General features: G+C 41.3%; 14 protein-coding genes. All 14 read right to left on the bottom strand.

Features of this window, described 5'->3' with window-relative positions; translation table 11 throughout:
- Nucleotides 1–3 precede the first annotated feature (3 nt).
- The 14 genes from OM33_RS15905 to OM33_RS15970 all read right to left on the bottom strand — a co-directional run bounded on the left by OM33_RS15905 (nucleotide 4) and on the right by OM33_RS15970 (nucleotide 18,797).
- On the bottom strand, nucleotides 4–3,114 hold the full coding sequence (locus tag OM33_RS15905; RefSeq protein WP_040135002.1) for an efflux RND transporter permease subunit: 3,111 nt from the start codon (nucleotides 3,112–3,114) through the stop codon (nucleotides 4–6).
- A 16-nt stretch (nucleotides 3,115–3,130) separates the two neighbouring features.
- Entirely contained in the window at nucleotides 3,131–4,375 is a 1,245-nt protein-coding gene (locus OM33_RS15910; RefSeq protein ID WP_040135004.1) for an efflux RND transporter periplasmic adaptor subunit, read from the bottom strand.
- A gap of 7 nt (nucleotides 4,376–4,382) precedes the next feature.
- Entirely contained in the window at nucleotides 4,383–5,660 is a 1,278-nt protein-coding gene (locus tag OM33_RS15915) for a TolC family protein (RefSeq protein WP_040135006.1), read from the bottom strand.
- Between the two features lie 83 nt (nucleotides 5,661–5,743).
- Nucleotides 5,744–6,706: a M56 family metallopeptidase gene (locus OM33_RS15920; RefSeq protein ID WP_040135008.1), complete on the bottom strand. Its 963-nt coding sequence runs from the start codon at nucleotides 6,704–6,706 to the stop codon at nucleotides 5,744–5,746.
- A 3-nt stretch (nucleotides 6,707–6,709) separates the two neighbouring features.
- Nucleotides 6,710–7,096: a BlaI/MecI/CopY family transcriptional regulator gene (locus tag OM33_RS15925; protein ID WP_010558239.1), complete on the bottom strand. Its 387-nt coding sequence runs from the start codon at nucleotides 7,094–7,096 to the stop codon at nucleotides 6,710–6,712.
- A gap of 177 nt (nucleotides 7,097–7,273) precedes the next feature.
- Nucleotides 7,274–7,915, bottom strand: a complete 642-nt coding sequence (locus OM33_RS15930) for a hypothetical protein (protein WP_052141092.1) — start codon at nucleotides 7,913–7,915, stop codon at nucleotides 7,274–7,276.
- Between the two features lie 46 nt (nucleotides 7,916–7,961).
- Complete coding sequence (locus OM33_RS15935; RefSeq protein WP_199922602.1) at nucleotides 7,962–9,014, bottom strand: alginate lyase family protein; 1,053 nt, start codon at nucleotides 9,012–9,014, stop codon at nucleotides 7,962–7,964.
- Between the two features lie 58 nt (nucleotides 9,015–9,072).
- A complete protein-coding gene (locus OM33_RS15940) occupies nucleotides 9,073–9,936 on the bottom strand; it encodes a glycosyltransferase (RefSeq protein ID WP_040135010.1) in 864 nt (287 codons plus the stop codon).
- The gene (locus OM33_RS15945) at nucleotides 9,936–11,435 is read right to left on the bottom strand and encodes a lipopolysaccharide biosynthesis protein (RefSeq protein ID WP_040135012.1); all 1,500 of its coding nucleotides are present in this window, start codon (nucleotides 11,433–11,435) and stop codon (nucleotides 9,936–9,938) included. Before OM33_RS15945 ends, OM33_RS15940 begins: the two co-directional genes overlap by 1 nt.
- A 1-nt stretch (nucleotide 11,436) precedes the next feature.
- Nucleotides 11,437–13,569 carry an SUMF1/EgtB/PvdO family nonheme iron enzyme gene (locus OM33_RS15950; RefSeq protein ID WP_040135013.1) on the bottom strand — a complete coding sequence of 711 codons (2,133 nt, stop codon included), beginning with the start codon at nucleotides 13,567–13,569 and terminating at the stop codon, nucleotides 11,437–11,439.
- Complete coding sequence (locus tag OM33_RS15955) at nucleotides 13,562–14,737, bottom strand: glycosyltransferase (RefSeq protein WP_040135014.1); 1,176 nt, start codon at nucleotides 14,735–14,737, stop codon at nucleotides 13,562–13,564. The genes OM33_RS15950 and OM33_RS15955 overlap by 8 nt, the downstream gene beginning before the upstream one ends.
- Entirely contained in the window at nucleotides 14,730–16,139 is a 1,410-nt protein-coding gene (locus tag OM33_RS15960; protein WP_040135015.1) for an O-antigen ligase family protein, read from the bottom strand. Before OM33_RS15960 ends, OM33_RS15955 begins: the two co-directional genes overlap by 8 nt.
- Before the next feature lie 4 nt (nucleotides 16,140–16,143).
- Nucleotides 16,144–17,223: a sugar transferase gene (locus OM33_RS22115; RefSeq protein ID WP_199922603.1), complete on the bottom strand. Its 1,080-nt coding sequence runs from the start codon at nucleotides 17,221–17,223 to the stop codon at nucleotides 16,144–16,146.
- A gap of 20 nt (nucleotides 17,224–17,243) precedes the next feature.
- Nucleotides 17,244–18,797, bottom strand: a complete 1,554-nt coding sequence (locus tag OM33_RS15970) for a GumC family protein (protein WP_040135016.1) — start codon at nucleotides 18,795–18,797, stop codon at nucleotides 17,244–17,246.
- Nucleotides 18,798–18,808: the final 11 nt, after the last annotated feature.

Raw genomic sequence — 18,808 nt, forward strand, 5'->3', positions numbered from 1 at the left:
TAGTCAGTCCTTGTTATGCAAAATGCGATAAAGTGCTGGCAAAACAAAAAGTGTTAGCAAGGTGGATGAAATAACCCCGCCAATAACCACAGTCGCAAGCGGTCTTTGCACTTCTGAGCCAATGCCGGTATTTAGTGCCATTGGAATAAAGCCAAGTGAGGCAACAAGGGCGGTGGTAAGTACTGGGCGCAATCGCGTTAGTGCCCCGGTAATAATGGCGTCATTTAAGCCAAGCTTATTTGCTCTTAACTCACGAATAAACGACACCATTACTAAGCCATTTAAAATCGCAATACCAGAGAGGGCAATAAAGCCAACAGCAGCCGAAATTGAAAACGGAATATCACGCAGGAATAGCGCGAAAATACCGCCCGTAAGTGCCAATGGCACACCGCTGAAGATAATCATTGAATCTTTAAATGAGCCAAGGGCGATTAACAACAACGCCACAATAATCGCTAAAGTTAACGGTACAACTAAGGTTAAACGCTTGGTTGCTGATTGCAGTTTTTGGTAAGTACCGCCGTATTCTATCCAGTAACCTGCTGGAATATCTGCATTTTGTTCAATCGCCATTTGCACATCTTTTACAAATCCACCTAAATCGCGGCCACGCACATTGGCTGTTACCACAATGCGGCGTTTGCCATTTTCACGGTTAACCTGATTTGCTGAGTTTACCTTTTCAATGCTTGCTACTTCTGATAGCGGCACATAATCGCCATTGGCTAAGGTAATGGGTAGGTGTTTAAGATTATCGATATCACGGCGTTTATCATCGGGTAAACGCACAACTATATCAAAACGGCGATCGCCTTGATAAAACTTACCAACATCCACGCCACCCATGCTAATGGCAATTTGCTGTTGTAAATCGGCCTTGGTTAAAGCATAACGCGCTAACATCTGATCAATTGGATTGATGGTTAAAATGGGCAAGCCTTTAATTTTTTCAACTTGCACATCGCGAATCCCAGCAACGTTTTCAATTGCACTTTCAATGCGCTTACCAACAATTGCAAGGGTATCAAAATCATCGCCAAAAACCTTAATCGCAAGCTCTGAACGCACACCCGAGAGCAGTTCGTTAAAGCGCATTTGAATCGGTTGCAAAAACTCATAACGATTACCTGGAATGGTTTCAACTAGTTGCTCAAGCTCAGCTACCAGTTGGGTTTTTGGCTTGGCTGGGTTTGGCCATTCAGCACGCGGTTTTAGCATAATAAACACATCCGCAACGCTTGGTGGCATAGGATCGGTGGCCACATCAGGAGTACCAATCTTTGAAAATACACTTAATACTTCGGCTTTTTCAGCAATTTTTTGCTCTAGTAGTTCTTGCATTTTAATCGACTGAGTAAGTGAAGTGCCCGGTATGCGCATGGCATGCATGGCAATATCACCTTCATCTAAATTAGGCACAAATTCACTGCCGAGTTTGGTACTCATAACGCCAGCAAATGCCATTAGCGCAATGGCTACAGCAACAACTAACCAGCGCATTTTTAACACAAAGGTTAAGATTGGCTGATAAAGCGCAGTGCTTGCTTTCATTACGATATTTTCTTTTTCTTGTACCGGCTTTTTAAATAACAGAGCAATGCAAGCAGGTACAAACGTAATTGATAAAACCATGGCACTCACTAGTGCAATTACCACTGTCATTGCCATCGGATGGAACATTTTGCCTTCCACGCCGGTTAGGGCAAAAATCGGTAAATACACTGCGGTAATAATAAACACACCAAACAGGGCAGGGCGGATCACTTCACGGGTGGCATCAAATACCAAGGCCAAACGCTCGTTTAATGGCAAGGGCTGCGCTTTGTTTTGACTATTATGAGCTTGGCTTAAGCGGCGCATACAGTTTTCTACGATAATAATTGCGCCATCAACCAGTAGGCCAAAATCGAGCGCGCCTAAACTCATTAAGTTAGCGCTTACTTTAGTTTGTACCATACCTGTAATGGTCATTAACATGGCAAATGGGATCACCATCGCGGTGATAAGCGCCGCTCTAAAATTACCGAGTAATAAAAACAAAATCACAATGACCAGCAGTGCGCCTTCAAGCAAATTGGTTTTAACGGTATCGAGGGTCTTATTCACCAGTTTTGTGCGATCGTACGCAGGGTTAATCACCACCCCTTGCGGTAAACTTTTACTTATTTCTGTTAAGCGTTCGCCTACCTCTTTTGCCACTTTTTGACTGTTTTCACCAATTAACATAAAGACGGTACTGAGCACCACTTCATGGCCATTTTGTGTTGCAGCACCTGAGCGTAGCTCTTTACCTTCAATCACATCGGCAACATCTTTAATGTGGATCACCGCACCTTGCAAATTAGTGACGGGTACATTTTCAAGCTGGGCTAAATCGCTTAATTGTCCAGGAATACGCACTAGCCACTGCGAACCATCACGTTCAATAAAACCCGCCCCTCGGTTTTGGTTATGGCTGCCAATAGCTTCAATTACATCTTGTTGTGATATGCCAAATGCCAACAGTTTTTCAGGTTTTATGGCGATTTGAATTTCGCGCTCAAAGCCGCCAATGGGGTTTACTTCAACAACGCCCTCTACTTGTACAAGTTGTGGGCGAATGATCCAGTCGTGCACGGTGCGTAAATCGGTTGCGGTGATTGGGCTGCCATCGGGGTTAGTGGCACCTGGCAATGCATCAACCGTAAACATAAATATTTCCCCCAGCCCTGTTGAAATCGGGCCAAGCTCTGGCTCTACGCCAAAAGGCAATTCTGATTTTGCCGAAACCAAACGCTCATTTACTAATTGGCGGGCAAAATAGATATCGGTGTCATCACTGAATATGGCAACCACTTGTGATAAACCATAGCGTGAAATAGAACGTGTGTAACTTAAGTTGGGCACGCCTGCCAGTGCGGTTTCAAGCACGTAAGTAACACGTTGCTCTACTTCCAGCGGGGTATAACCGGGCACTTCGGTATTGATAACGACCTGCACATTGGTAATGTCGGGCACGGCATCGATGGGCAATTTGGTAAACTGCCAAGCCCCCAATGCTGCAACTAAGATTACCATTGCAAGTACTAACTTACTTCGCTCAATCGCGAATTTTAAAATGGACTCTAGCATAAGTAACTACTCACTTTTAGTGGTCGTGCGACGCGCCTGACTTTTCAATGTCAGCTTTTAAGATATAACTGTTGTCGGTGGCGTATTCGCTGCCAACATCAATGCCACTTAACACTTCAACCCACTCACCACTGCTGCGGCCAAGGGTTAACATACGAACCTCAAATTGGTCGCCAAATTTGGCAAATACCACATTAAAATCACGAAACGCATGCAGTGCTTTTTTCTCAATTGCCATCGGTACTGTAAAGCTTTCAAGAGTGATGTCGGCGCTAACAAATTGGCCTACTTGCAGTTGGTTATTGGGGTTGGGAATGAAGACGCGATAGGTTTTTGCTTGATTGCCAGCAACTGAAAATAGGCTGTCTTTAATGGTGGTATTTATTGGCGTATTTAAGCCATTTACATTAACGCTTACTGCTGCGCCTTGGCTGATTTTTGCTGCGTCGTTTGGAAAAACCTGTAGCTCTGCAACAAGCTCAGTCATATCGGTAATTTCTATTAAACTGCGCCCAGCCGTTTGCTCACCAAGTCCCACATTTTGTTTAGTTACAATGCCATTTATTGGGGAAATGACACGGTAGCTTTGTAAGCTGTCGTTACTTTGAATGGTCATTATGTGCTGACCTTTTTTCACCTGCATACCCAAAAGCGCAGTGAGTTTGGTAATTTCACCATCAAAACGCGCACTTATTTGGCGTTTAGCCCCTGCTGGCAGGGCGAGTTTGCCATAAACCGGCAAAGTTTTTGTCAGGGTTTTTGCTTGCACGGTATTGGTGTTAATGCCCAGTTGTTTCGCAATGGGGGCGGCAATTTGCGTTCGTCCTTCAAAATTATCAAAATGCCACTCATAGACTTCACCTTGATACGTGGCGCTTATTTTAACGCTAAATGAGTGAGGTTCGTTAATCGGTGATGTGCCTTTTAAAAAGGTGCCATCTGGTTTAAATGAAATGGTGTCTTTTTTGCCACCTAATCGGCTAAGGATAACGGTAACGTCCACATCAGTGGGCGCTACCGTTTTTTCGTGATCTTTAATAAACACGCGGTATTCGGGTGCTGTTCCTTGTTCAAAGAGTTGCAGTTCCAAAGAGAAGTCACCTGTTTTGAAAAGTCGTCCACCGTTTGGTCCTGTAACTGCATCGCTGTGCTCGCTATCATCTTGCCTGTGGTCGTGGTCGCTTCCGGCAAGCGCATCAAAATTTGGCAAAGTGAGAAATAGGCTCACTAAAAATGCATTTATTAAATTTGATAATTTCATCGCAATCTCACTTAGTTGTTAGGCTAGCGCCAGTTAAGCGCTCAAGTTCAACATTGAGTCGTTGAATATTGGCGTAGGCTTGTATCAGTTCCAATTGGGCTTGTATTAGCTCTTGTTTTACTGCGAACCAATCGGTGTATCGGTAGCGTCCTTGTTGATAGGCAAGCTCGGCTTGTTTACTTGCGGTCTCGAGGGCGGGAAGTGATTCTTTCACAAGTGCATTGGCAATATGGGTATTGTGGGTTAGCTTGTGGTTAAGCAGTAACGCTTGGGTTTGGGCGCGCGCAAGCCAGGCTTTTGCCTCGGCTGCTTGCTGCTGTTTACTGGCGTTAAGCGATGCAATTTTCCCTTCGCTACGAGATGCACCCCCTAACGGAATTGAAACGCCAGCACTTAGTGAAACGTCATTAAGCGCTTGGTCGCGCGTAATGCCCGTATTGATTTGCCAAGCGGGTATGCTCTCAGCTTTTGATAGTGCAATTTCTGATGAGATTACACGCTGTTTTGATGCAAAGAGTGAAAAACGCGGCGTGTTTTTTAATTGTGCTTTGGCATCTTCCAGAGAAAGGGCATTGGGTAATTGGGTTAAATCGCCAGTGACATCAAACTCAGTAGTGCCTTGCCACTGGGCTGCCAACTGTGATTTTGTTGCTTCAATTTCAAAGTAAAGATCTTCAACGACTAATGTTTGCTTTGCTAAATCGGCCTTTGCGCGGTATTTATCAATACTGTTTACGCGGCCTGCTTCTACCCGTTTGGTAATCTCAAAAAGGGCTTTTTGGGCTTGTTTTTCCGCCAGAGTTGCCAGTTTTAATTGGGCTTGCTGCTCTAATAAGGTAATAAACAAATTGGCAGTTTCGGCTGCTAAATCGAGCGCTTTTGCTTCTTTTTCAACAGCATAAATCAGCCCTTGTTGTTTGGCGAGATTCACTCGTGCATCCACTTGCTCACCATCGAGCAACCACGCAATACTCAACCTTGTTTGGCTATTGGAAAAGCCCTGATAATCGCCAGTGCCAAGCGCGTCTTCAACACTTACATCAAGGGTAACAGGGCTTGCAACCCCAGCCTGTTGAATAAGCCCGTGATTTGCTTGTTGCAAATAAATTAGCGGCGTTAAATCAGGATGGTTTTGTATGGTCTTACTGATGGCGGTTTTTAAGCTCACGACTTCGCTTGCGCTAGCGCCCTGTGGTGCGAGTAATAGACTTGCAACGACAAGGTTTAACCCTATCAATAACCGACTGTTAATCGGTTTTCTTGTTGTGACAAATTTTATAAGCATACGCTCACTCCTAAAATTTAGGCTTTATACCGATTGTTAATCGGTTTTTTGAATTTGCAGAAATACCTTTAAAGTCCATGATATTAGTGACTCGTGAAGGTTTCGATAAAGTGGTGGATGCTATCGACTGAGGTCAAGCATAGGAAAAATGCGGCAATTGCGAGCAGCATCATAAGCAAGTGATTAACTGGTTTTAGCGATAATTGCCCAAGTAAGAAGTACACACGTTGCTCTAGCACATCTGCGCCAAAATTAGCCACCATATCAGTGTTTTTAAGGGTAATGCCAGTGGCATTTAGTCTTGCTACTTTTACAAGGGTGCCCGCAATATCAAGCGATGAAGTAGTGTTTGAAATCACGGCGTTGTCTGCATCTTGCTCCATTGCCAAGGTCATATGCAGGACTAAACGCTGTTTAATGTTAGGTATAAAAAACGCCGCGAGCAGAGCAAATAACCACTTTTTAAATGGGTCACGCTTATTTGCATGGGCAAGTTCGTGTTGCATAACTATATGGTATTCAGTCTCGCTAATTTGCTCGCGCATGCCTTTAGTAACAAAGCACTTAGGGCTAATAAAACCTGCAGTAAATGCTGCGGCATCATTTGAATCGATTTCGAACGAGTTGTTATCAAGCTTACGAGAAAGCGCCATTAAGCTTTTAATTTCGTGCTGATGGGCACGCAGCTTTAGCAACCTTGAGCTTATTACATATGCTAAAAAACCAAGTGCGCACGCGGTCACTGCGCCGTGCCAACTGAGCCATGAAAAGCTATCGATATGATGCCAATGACTAATACTTGAGGCACTTTCAAACGGTGACAAGCCATTGGCTGCGTAAACAAAATAGGCGGCGGTCGAAAAGGCGCTAAACCAAGGTAAGGTCGCTAAAAACCACAAGGTGATTTTGCGAGATTTAACCTGTAACTTTAGAAATCGCGTACTTAATAAAGTGACAAACGCAGACACCGCAATGTTATGTAGCACAAAGCACACAACGGCAATGGCTAATAAATTTAACAATAAAGTGAGGGGTTCTGCGCTCATAACTTAGCCTTGTTGCTTAAGTTTTAATTTTTGCTGTTCGATCAGCGATTCTAATTTGTCCAGTTGTTCTACGTTGAACTCTGATGACATCGAACTAAATGCGGCAATTAGGCTGCTACCATCGTCTTCTCCAACAAAATCTGTGGTGACTGATTTTATTAGTTGGCCTATTAACTCGTGGCGCTCAACGCGAGCTTTATAATGAAATGCATGCCCCTCTTTATGACGCGATAACAAACCTTTTTTGTAGAGGCGTTCAAGGGTGCTTTGGTAGGTGTTTAAACTGCCACCACGGGTATTTTCAAAGTGAGCAAAAACGGTTTTTACGTCAGAGCAACCGTGTTGCCAAAGGTAGTGTAAAAGCAACTTTTCTAAATCGCCGAGTTTCATTGTGATCACCTTAAACTAAAAACCGATTAACGATCGGTATAATAGATTTAGTAAAACCGATTTGCAATAGGTTTTTTGCTTTAGGTTGTGATTAGAGAATTAAAAAAGCCTAATAGACGATCTATTAGGCTTTTTTAACAAGGGGTTTATTTGCCCTAAAATTAGGTTTTATCGCACTTATTTTTGTGTGAGTGGCTTAATATAACTGAGCCCTAAGGTATAAAAATAGTAGAACCAGGCTAAAATTCCGGCCATTTTTGCGCTGTCTTCAATGGCATAGCTGTGGTACTTATCTGGTAAGATCATGTCGTAACCTACAGAAAGTGCGAAAAAGAAAAATGCACAGCCAAGTATTAGAAAACGGGTGGTAAAAATAAATTTAAAGTAGCAAGTCAAATAAATCAGAATCGATAAGCCGTACAACATCATAACCATGGCTTCGGATACACCAAGGGATGGAAATACATCTTCGTGCAGTAAAAAGGCATCGTCTAACCCAAGCATTAAACTGATACAAGCTGATGAGATAAAAAAGGTTTTAAGTTTTATCTTTGCTGTGGCGCCACTTAATGCATTGGCAAGAAAAAAACACAGTGCTGCACTTGCAAACCATACAAACAAGCCAAGCTGTGAGTAAAAGCCGTTATAAAAAGGTGCATTGGCAATTGAGTTTGGATCTCGTACAAACTGACTAAGAGGAATACCTGTGAGCGACTTTGCCATAACTACAAAGCCCATTAAGATCACAGTGATAAAGCCAATAATTACGATAGCAGGTAAACTTTGTTTTACCTCCTTGATTAAAAGTGAAATGAACATTAACCGTCCTTTGAATTATTTTTATTAAATCGGGTAGTTGAAAATTTTAATTATTTTGCTCAGTACTATGTGTCCAATCAGTCCAACCAATCGCCTTACCGGGTTTGGCTGGAGTCGGGGCTGGAAATTGCGTACCGTATTCATAATTAATGATATGCGGTTGCCAAGTATCGTCTCCTTCAGCAGGAAAATTGGCTTGTTCGTGAAGCCATGTAAAAGCGCGAAGCAAGGCATTATCAGACCATGCAAAGCTATTGTAACCTGCACGTTTTAGCATGACTGCTTGAGCAAGCGCACCTTGCAGACCTTCGTAAACATAGTTTTCTTTTTCGGGTGGCCAAGCGAAATTGCCGCCACGGCGCTGCTCGTCAGGAAGTACTCCATCAATACTATGACCACGTTTTTTAGAGCCTTTAGGGTTGATGCCTACCGGTTTTTTAGGATTAGCTTGCCACCACTTTGTATCACGGTATTTAAAGTCACTGTAACTGTTTCTATCGCCAAGCCAGCCTTTAAACACAGCTGCAGATGCCGTTAATTCTTCGTGATCTTTGAAATAAATAGCAAGCGCAATTCGACTGGCGCCTGCATGAGTTCCCCAATTATTGGGTCTGTCTTCATGGGTCGATTTTAAGGTGCGGCCACTTAATTCTTTATTCAGAGCTTGGCTTAGCCAAGCATCAAAAAGGCTTTTCTTATCATCAGGTAAGCCGACAAGTTGTGCCGCGATAATATAACTAGAAAGCTCTCTGCCAAACGCTAATGTTGTGCCTGCTTGTTCAGTACCAATTGCCTGCATGCATGCATCGATCACTTGTTCACGATACTTCTCATCTTGCAGGCGAACATAGACTAATGCTTTTGCTAACACATAAACATTCGTCATATCATCTTGATTTGATAAGTTTGGCGATGAAAGAGGTTTATCCGCATTATTTTTAATATTTTGCCACGCTTTACCACTGACGGGGAGCTTGGCAATTTCATCTGGAGAAAGCCAAATATAATCTGGCATCGATACTGCTTTCGATGGGGAAATAAAAAGCATGCAAGACAACACTAATGCTGCCTGAATGATGTGTTTAATTAAGGTACGCATAATGGATTTTTAAAAGCAGTTTCCGGTTTATTGAGTTTAACGCAAAACTGTTTATTGGTTATGTTTTTTTATAGCGAAATCGATCAATCAATTTTTTAATAAATGGCAAACGTTGCTTTAACAATAGTGCGATGACACGTTTGTAATTTTTAGTGCTAATAATGGCAAAAAAATCTTTAATAGAAAGTTGTTTTCCTGAAATATGAAACCGTAAAAACTGAAATGCTTTTTGCTGCTTTGACGACATAAGATGTTGGTGCTTAGCGAAAAAAATATCGAGTGCATCTAAGCGCTTTTGCGAAGAGCTGCTAATGCGATTTAATTCGTGTGCAGTATTTAGTTGGTAAGTCGGCTCTGAAAGCTTTAATCCATCACCAAATTGCTGACATAACCTTAACCATATATCATAGTCTTGAAAAGCAGGTAAATTCTCATCAAATCCTCCGATTGATTTTAATCGTTCGGTTAAAGTGAGTACTTGGTTGCCCGCTTTATTGTAATAAAGCATATCGTCTAAAGTAATTATGCCAGTATCTAACGTGCGTTTAATTGTCCTGTTTCCCTGATTTTCAAGGACAGGGCTTGTTATAAAAGCATAATTCGAATCAAAATTTTCCACTAACTGTGCTATATGATTTGGCAAAAATTTATCATCATCATCAAGCCCTGTAATAAGTTCGCCCCTAGCAGCTTTGATGGCTAAGTTTCTTGAAGCACACGCGCCTTTTGCTGTTTCATTGGTAATGACTTTGATGCCATGTTCTTTTTCATAGCGGCGCAGTACGTCATCTGTATTATCTTTGCTACCGTCGTTTACCACGATGAGTTCAATCGGTTGATAGCTTTGCGCAAGAACTGAATTAATTGCAGTTTCAAGCATTTCAGCCCGATTATGGGTTGGCATATAAACAGTCACTAACATTAATTTTCGCCTTTTTCGCGCTTTAACTTTTTTAATAGCTTTGTGGGAAGTGCAATGTGCTTAGATTTGGCTGCGCGATACAGTAAGGGCAAATACATCATCAAGAAAATTAACCCTGATAGTAATTGAGATAATAAAATAGGCCAATTGAGCGCAGTGAGTTCCATTGAAATCAGGTAACTAATAAGTAACACAGAAAATGGTAACAAACAGCTCAAGGCTTCTTTGACAAATTGTGAAAACGGCAGCTGGTATCTGCTGTAAACAAACCAGCTCAATAATAAGAATAAGGCGACAAATGAGAGGGATGCAGCAAGGGCTACTGAGGTTAAGCTGTTACCCGTATTGAGTGTTATGACAAGCATCAGCACTGCAATTAATACAGCAATAAAAGCAACTAAGGAAGCTTTCGCTTGCCATTGATTAAATACAATAATGCCACGTACTGGGTAACTTAGGGTTAAGAAAAAAGCACCAATTAGTAACCATTGCGCGGGTAAAATTGATTCATTAAATGCAGGTAAAAACCATGTGATAAACACAGGTAAGGCATAACACATCACAGCAATAACAAGTGGCATAAGGTAAGCATTCAAACGAATACCTTTTATCATATACTGTTCTAAAATCGCCTCTTTGGCCGCTTGTTTATTTTCTGCCATCAGTAACTGTTCGGTTACTTCCCGCGAAGACCCCGGAATATTGATCATCACGCCAACTAAAATGCCTGCAATGGCATAAATGCCCAGCGCCTTTGCACCTAAAAATGATGCAACGAGCACTTTATCAATATTGCGCAGTGTTAGGTTAACCAAATCGAGCGCCATAATCGGACTGCCAGTTTTTACTAATGACTTGGCAAGTGGCATATTGGCAGCACTTGGCGTGCTTATTGGGGTTTTTCTCAGTAAGAAACACAGCGCAATAAAGCAGGATAAGCCCAGAGCTAAAAGCGCACCATATAAACCCCAAAACCAAATAAAACTGAGGCCAAAAACAAAGTTTAAGGTATAGCGAATAACGGTTGTTTGACTGACTAACGTAAAGTTATGGTAACCCTTCGCTTCTGCACCATAATGTTCATACAGGGCATTGAGAAAAATAATAATGGCCATCGCATAGAGGCCATATTCCATTTCAGACACGAGTGGTGTGGTTAATGCGTAGCCTGTCATTATGGCTGCAATTACAGTGGTCGCAATTAAAGTAACTACCAGAGTAGTATGTGTATAACGTTTAAGTGAATTGTTATTTTTTTCAGCTAACTCAGCGATTTTAAAGCGCATTGCGGAGCGTGTACCAAGGTGCGCAAAATTGGCATAAAACGGAATTACGTTTAGCAAACTCCAAATACCAAAAAGCTCAGGGCCAAGTAATCCTGGGCGAAAAAATGCAGTGGCAAGCCCAAGCATATGGCGATAAAAATTGCTCGATGTGAATTGAACAATGTTTTTTAACGCCGATTTTTGATGGGCTGTTGGCACCTGATTTTGACTCATTTTATTGTGGCTTTACTAATCTTAAGCCTGAATAAAAAGCACGTGAGCCGGGTTCATCATAATGCCTACGAGAGCACTGACCTAATTGAGAACCCTTATTCCATGCACCGCCGCGTTGTGCGCGATAAACATGGCCGTTCATAAAATGATAGCTATCATCCCCTGCATAAACAGGCTGGTGGCGACGATGTTTGCTGTAACCATCTTTTGTAAATGCATCGAGTGTCCATTCCCACACGCCATCATTCATATTGTTTAAGCCAAGATCTGATTGGTTTTCATCCTTTTGCTGAGAAGGGAAGTATTTGATTTTTTCACCTTGGTTACGACATGCGTATTCCCACTCAGCTTCAGTCGGTAAGCGATAAATTTGACCCGCATTGCGGTTTAATTTACACATAAATAGTTGTGCATCTTTCCACGAAACTTGGTTTACAGCTGACGTTGCACACGTTTCGCCCTGGCAAGGTTGTTTGGACGGATTATAACCCAGGGTATCTTGCCATAGTTGCTGGCTTACTTCGTTTTGTGCAATCCAATACCCACTCAAACAGACCTTATGAAGCGGCTGTTCGCTGCTAGAACATTGCTTGTTCCAAGGTCCACACCCCATTTCATAACAGGCACTACCAACCCACGTAAATTGGGTATTCGTGACCTCATCAAGCCATGATTTAATTTGCTCGTTTTCATTCGGAAACGGTTTTTGGGGCTGCCAGTCATGGGTTGTAAATGTATTAAGATACTGGCCGCTTTTACTGTCCCAAAAGTGCACATTATTACGTTCATCACTGGTCATGATAACGCCATCGTTATTAACGAATGCCACGCTTTTAAGATTGTACTGCGAATTGCTAATATTGAGTAAGCTGCGTTTAGTTCGAAGCTCCCACAATGTAATATCCCCATTTTGATAAATGGCGATCAGTTTTTGTCCATCACTTGAAATATCAAAGTGGTTTATTCTGCGACCTTCAGGGTCATTAAATAATGACTTTTGACCAGTCGATGTTTGCCAGTAATGGATACCGCTTCGGTTACTGGCGCTGATCAGGTAATCATTTTTTTCATCAAAACTTAAATGCGTCACAGTATCGTTATGAATAGGAAAATGCGCCTCCATTTTCTGCGTCACTAGATTCCATAAGGTGATGTTGCCATCGACATCCGCAGATGCGGCATATTTACTGTCGGATGAAAGTGTTACTGCAGAAATGGCAGCTTGATGCTTTCTGAATGTTTTGATTTCTTGGCGTTTAACTAAATCCCACAGGCGAACTTCACCATCTAAACTACCTGAAATTGCCACTTCTGCACTGTCAGAAAAGGCTGCTGCGGTAATCGCAGATAAATGGCCTGTAAAAGACTCAAGTTCACTGGCAGTTGCAACATCCCATAAAGTAAGGCGTTGCGATGTACCACCAGATAATGCGAGCAGTTTATTATTCGAAATTGCAGACGTATAAATTTTGCCTTCCTTCGCTGCCAAAATATTTTGTGGGCATGCCGCTTGCGTATCCCAAATAACGAGTTCACTCCCATTATTCAGTAATAAGGAGTCACCATTTCCTGCTAATGCAACTTTGCTGTGTTTTTCAAAAAACGCGATTGTCGAAGGTTCAATGCTTATTTCTACTCGACGATTTAGGGCTTTGCCTTGCACCGTTGTGTTATCTGCAACCGGGTTCGCTTTACCCTTAGACTGCACTGCACGTATGCGAATTTCATTTTTTAAATGGGGTTGAAGAAATGCTTTCACTGCCAATGCACGTCTTTCGCCCAACTTTAAGTTGTACTCTTTCGAAGCGCGACTATCAGTATGACCGACTAAATCTAATTGGAATTGATACGCTTCAATTTGCTGCAGTTGTGTGATTAGTCGTGTTAATAGTTGCTGATATTCTGGCGTAATTTTGGCTGAATCGGTATCGAAGTATACATTGACTGTAAACGCATCATTTTGCTCAATTAAGCTCGCTACTTTTTGTTGGATATCAACATTAGAAGGCATTGAATAGGCATCATTTGCTGATATTTCATGACAAAAAAGCACGGATGTCATAAGTAAAGCGGGTGAAAGCACCTTGCCAATAGCGCGGTTAAGCTGGCTGCCATTTTTTATTGTGTTAGTCATTTTTGACTGGCTCCCATTTGATGACACGTTTGTTGCGCACAAAATCTAACATTCCTAACAGTACACCGATATTGCCCAGCACAAAATAATGTATTGCATTAAATAGCTTTGTTAGTTTGTTTGGTAGTTTAGTTACAAAAGGTGCGAATAATGCCACGAGATAAAATCCACACTGTAAAATCATACTGATTTTAAAAAGTAAATGAACGGGTATTAACATTAAGTTTGATGCAAACAGTAACAGCAGCGAGACCGGTAGCAAGCGGCGCATTACTTTGTTAATGAACAATCCTGATGCAAAAAAGCCTGACTTAAATGGATTCAATAATGCGGGAAACATGGCGATGCCCGTTAAACTGCGACAGGTGATCCGTCTACGGCGACTGATTTCATGTTTACTATTGCGTGAAGGTGTTTTAATAAATGCTTTTGCTTGGCCTTCAAAAACAAATTGTTTACCTTGGTTAATAACAGCGAGTGCGCTGTAAAGATCGTCAGTGACACCCTCTGCAATTGGGCTATGATGTTCACGTCTTATCGCATAAAGTTTGCCATCGTTTGATGTTAAAAAGCCTAATTTGCTCTCTTGAACCTTTATCCAGCTATCGAGTTTGATGTATTTCTTTTGCGCATCTTTAAGTGCGCCTGTGTCACTTGCAATAGCGCGTTGACCACACACGCCACTGACGTTAGGTTGAGAAAAGTGTTTGGTGAGTTGTGCTATTGCATCGGGCACTAAAATCGCATCGAGATCAGAAAATACTAAAATATCGGCTTGGGTATGCTCTGCTGCTCTGTTTAAAGCTTTTGCTTTACCAATATGTTGCTCATCATAAAGCACGGTCATAGCGTCGAACTTATGGGTGTTTAACAGATCAAGTGTATTATCCGTTGAACCATCAGAGAAAAAGATAAAGTTAATTTTGTCTTTTGCATACGCTAATGCCCGACAGTTATTAATTTTATCTTCGACCAAGCGTTCGCCATTTCGCGCTGCAATTAACATGGTAACCGTTGGCTCTGATGCCGTGCCTTGGTTTTGCACATTTATTTGTCTTGGCGGTGCTTTTTTAAAAAAAAGTAAGCATGGATAAACGGCAAAGACACACAGTAAAGGAAGCAATGCCAGTGCACCAATCAGCAATGCAGCAATAAAAAGGTTATCCATGTTGTTTTTTCTCTACTAGGTCAATTGTGCTGTAACGTAATGCAAGCTGTGAAAGTGCTAAACCGACGAGCATAAACTTGTGATGCGTTTCACTAAAGATAAGCAAGTAAAATAAGGTGGCAAATAAAAAGAGCCGTAATCCAGCAATAAAGTCAGCCTCCTCTATCATGCCTGCTTTTAAATATCGTTGCTTGGCGATGGTAAATGCGCGAAGTGCAGTAAATAGCAACATTAAGAACGTAATTAGTCCTATGATCCCTGTACCTACAAGAATTTCGAGGTAACTATTGTGAGCATAACGGCCAAGCACTTTTCCGCTTTCTTTATCAATTTTTGCGTATTGTGTTTGCGCATAAATTTGATAAAAACTATCTAGCCCATGGCCGAATAGTGGTCGCTCTAAAAACGCATCGGATGCAACTTCTAAATAACTTGCTCGCCTAACAAGCGATGAATCTTCCCAAGAGGTTAGTGATGTTTGTCGTTGCCAGAAAGAGTCTGGCATAACAACGACAAAGGTGGTTAAGCTGATGCTAATCCCAAGTAGAATAAAGCCTATGTATTTAACACGAAAGAAATGGCGAAACTCAAATACAATTAATGCCGATATCACCACAAAAACCAAGAAACCACCTCGGGAAAAAGTGAGGCCAATCCCTAGCACGGCATTAATCAGTAACGCGGCATAAGCTAATTTGGAGATTGCTCGTTTGGCATATAAAAAACCATGCACGATGATTGGCATGCTGGCAATGATCATCAATGATAGGTTGTTAGGATCAATTGTTGCGCCAACATTACGGGTTAAGTTCCCGCCCATATGATCTTCGGTAAATAAACTCAAACCAAATAGGTAGTCTAAGTTGCCTAAAAATGTACTCACAGCGACACTTAAAATGATTAATTTAGGCAGTGTTTTGCGAAAGCCATGCTTGGGCACTAAGGCAAGTACCAATAAAATGTATAACAGGGATGCAATCCAGAGTTTAAAGTCTTTAATCGATGCCGCTAAGTAAGGAGACAACCAGGTTGAAACAATGGCTACTAAGAAAAATAAAGTAAGCCACATAGATACTGGGTTTCTTAAGTCATTAAAGGACTTTTTATGGATGATGCGATCGGCGATAAAAATTAAAAATGTCCCACCTGCCACAATCCATGCAAGGTTTATCTCGACGCCACCAACCATAATCTTACGAAATGCCCCAAATGGGATCATAAAGACTAAAATATACACGCCAATTTGCGGTTGCTTTGACATAATTAAACTGGCGACAACGAGAATACTGGGTACCGCAGCTAACACAAAGTATTTAGTGGTTAACAGTAACACCGTAAGCACTATAAGTGCTGATATTATGAGCAGGCGCGCAAGCCCGATGTTAGCCAGTTGTCTGCTCATATAGTCAGGAAATACTCTTATATAAAAAGTATTTATGTAGTTTTAATTGATTCAATGGGCTGAGCTTGCGCATTGAGATCACATACAAAAACTTGTCAGGATATTCACTGCTGGCATCGCGCTTAATCTTTAATTTAGCTTCACAATGAACAGATTTATGTCTCGCTTTCGACTGAAACATAGGTTTGTATTGGGTAATTAATTCAATTGCTGCAATGTCGTTTGTTATTTCATGCGGCAGCGCAATGTATACATCATCTTCATTAATGTTAATTACCTCACCTTGTAGATCACTGAGGTGTATATTTAGGCTATCAGCATTTCCTTGGTCTGTGTGCTTGTACCAAAGATTAACTTTGGTTCTGTGGCAATTAACTCTGTCTAATACCCGTCTTTCAACAGGGCTTTTGTAAAGCGGTGATAAGTGTTTAACAACTTTTACAGCGACTTTTGGCAATTTGCGAATCAATTTGAAAAGCAAAACGCTCAAGGCATAAGACAATAAGACAATATCAGACTTAACCTCGTGGCTGCGTTTTAAGTAGAAATTATCAATTAATGCACGGGTTTTTTTAGATGCGCTGTGTGGTGTAAACAGCTGAGAGTAACCAATTAACCCTGGCTTTACGGCAAAGCGTTTATCATACCATGGGATTTGTTTACACATTTCATCGTAAACAGTCTGTCGCTCAGGGCGCGGGCCGATAATGTCCATATCGCCTTTAAGTACATTAAATAATTGCGGCAATTCATCTAGGCGAGTTTCACGTAAAAATTTACCTATTGGTGTTTCTAGTTTGAGTGTACTTGTCGATACTAACTCCGCACCGATAATGGCCTCTGCATTTTCTGTTAACGTTCTAAACTTATACATGGTAAAGGTTTTTTTATTTCTACCGAGTCGTTCTCCAGCATAAAATGCAGGGCCGCCATCTTGTAATCTGATGATGATAGGAATAATAAAAAACACAGGAAGGCTCACCAAAAGCAATACTAGCGCTGCTAATTTATTAAATAAGGTGTTAGCAAGTCCTTGCTTGGCAACATATCCACTATCAAAGTGAAAGGGGTGATCTTGTTTCATAAACTGCATACTACCTATTGCTATTTATTTGATGTGCGTTTTAGCTTTTTGGGTAAATTAATGAAAAACCTTATAATGCGTGTTGTGTAAGACGGTTTTGTGGTGACTTCCTTATTACTTAATGCACTAATGGTTGGTAACCCTAAATAACGTTCCGAATCACTGGCACGCTTTATAGAGTCATCAAAATACTCGTTAATAAACGCAACGGTTAATGCAACTAACACTGCAATTACTAAGCCAAAGGGAATGAGTAATCGTTTATTAGGGAATGTTGCACTACTGCTTGCCCAAGCTGGGGTCAGAACGATAATTTGCGTATTTAAACTGGCGCTTTGAATTCGCTCAAACATTAACGATTCTTCTTTTAAGCGATAATAGTTTTCATAGGTTTTTTCTAATAAACGCTTTTCTCGTTCTAACTTTTCAAGTTGCATCTGGTATTGCGCAAGCGCACCATTTCTAACATCAATTTCATCAACCTTGCTTTGTAAGAATCGAATGCTGTCTCTTACTGCCATTAACTCGTTTTCTTGGTGTTCCATTAATGCACGTACTTCGCGCACTAGGGTACGGTATGATTTATCAAGTTCCGCTTTCATGCTTTTAGCACGTTCACTAGAGGCGACGAAATTCCGGCTAATTTTGGTGTATTCTTCAAGCTTGAGATGAACAATATTAGCCATATCACGGATTGCTTGGTTTTCAATATTTGAAAAAAATTGGTAGGTTTTCTTTTCGTGTCCCGGCAGACGGTTGGCATTAAATTGTGCAACCTGATCAACCATATCTAGCTGCTTTCGCAAATATTTTAGTTCAGATGTTAATGCAAGGCGGCTTTTTTCAAGGATCCCTAACTGTAACTGGTAATCTTTTTTAACTGCTAGGTTACTTTCTATTTCTTTCGAGGATTCTGGCGCTTTTATTTTTGTAATCACCATCGCTATTTCAGATGACTTTACATCAATTAAGCTTTGATAAGCCGCTACCGTTTGATCATAGAAATCTTTTGTTTGCTCAGGCTTGTATACGGCATTTCGATAACTTAAATATTGATTTACCAATTCTTTTAAGATTGCCTCACCTTCACTTGGCGAACCCCATATAATGCCTAGCTCAAGCACTTGAGATGAACGTACCACAGTAACAGATAATGCAGATGCTAATTTGCTACTTGTTTTAATCAGTTTTTCTTCGGCGGCTTCGTCTTTCGCTTCATTACCATTTGTCGATAATGGAATATCAAAGACTTGATCATTTTTAGCCAGTGCTAAAATAGTGCGTTTTAATACTTCAACTGAGGCGATGATTTCGGCTTCGGAATTCAAATCTTCACGTGTTATTTCTTGTCTTTTTTCCTGTAACTGTTGAACAATTTCAGGGTTACGTTCAACACGTTTGCCTTTTACGAGCAGAGTTGACTGCGCGGTATACTTTTTGGGTGCAAGCAAGGCCACAGCCAATACAGCGATAAATATCAATGCAATCGTATCAATAATCAAACGCTTATTGGCAAAGACAATAAAGAGTATTTCTCTTAAAAAGTTTTCAGAGTTTTGAGATTCAGTATTCACTCGTAGCTGCC

The organism is Pseudoalteromonas piratica (assembly GCF_000788395.1).
In the GTDB taxonomy this organism is placed as follows: domain Bacteria; phylum Pseudomonadota; class Gammaproteobacteria; order Enterobacterales; family Alteromonadaceae; genus Pseudoalteromonas; species Pseudoalteromonas piratica.

Bases quoted from the DNA above. Each gene is read 5' to 3' on its own strand.
- OM33_RS15905 (WP_040135002.1), bottom strand. From the start codon at position 3,114: ATGCTAGAGTCCATTTTAAAATTCGCGATTGAGCGAAGTAAGTTAGTA.
- OM33_RS15910 (WP_040135004.1), bottom strand. From the start codon at position 4,375: ATGAAATTATCAAATTTAATAAATGCATTTTTAGTGAGCCTATTTCTC.
- OM33_RS15915 (WP_040135006.1), bottom strand. From the start codon at position 5,660: ATGCTTATAAAATTTGTCACAACAAGAAAACCGATTAACAGTCGGTTA.
- OM33_RS15920 (WP_040135008.1), bottom strand. From the start codon at position 6,706: ATGAGCGCAGAACCCCTCACTTTATTGTTAAATTTATTAGCCATTGCC.
- OM33_RS15925 (WP_010558239.1), bottom strand. From the start codon at position 7,096: ATGAAACTCGGCGATTTAGAAAAGTTGCTTTTACACTACCTTTGGCAA.
- OM33_RS15930 (WP_052141092.1), bottom strand. From the start codon at position 7,915: ATGTTCATTTCACTTTTAATCAAGGAGGTAAAACAAAGTTTACCTGCT.
- OM33_RS15935 (WP_199922602.1), bottom strand. From the start codon at position 9,014: ATGCGTACCTTAATTAAACACATCATTCAGGCAGCATTAGTGTTGTCT.
- OM33_RS15940 (WP_040135010.1), bottom strand. From the start codon at position 9,936: ATGTTAGTGACTGTTTATATGCCAACCCATAATCGGGCTGAAATGCTT.
- OM33_RS15945 (WP_040135012.1), bottom strand. From the start codon at position 11,435: ATGAGTCAAAATCAGGTGCCAACAGCCCATCAAAAATCGGCGTTAAAA.
- OM33_RS15950 (WP_040135013.1), bottom strand. From the start codon at position 13,569: ATGACTAACACAATAAAAAATGGCAGCCAGCTTAACCGCGCTATTGGC.
- OM33_RS15955 (WP_040135014.1), bottom strand. From the start codon at position 14,737: ATGGATAACCTTTTTATTGCTGCATTGCTGATTGGTGCACTGGCATTG.
- OM33_RS15960 (WP_040135015.1), bottom strand. From the start codon at position 16,139: ATGAGCAGACAACTGGCTAACATCGGGCTTGCGCGCCTGCTCATAATA.
- OM33_RS22115 (WP_199922603.1), bottom strand. From the start codon at position 17,223: ATGAAACAAGATCACCCCTTTCACTTTGATAGTGGATATGTTGCCAAG.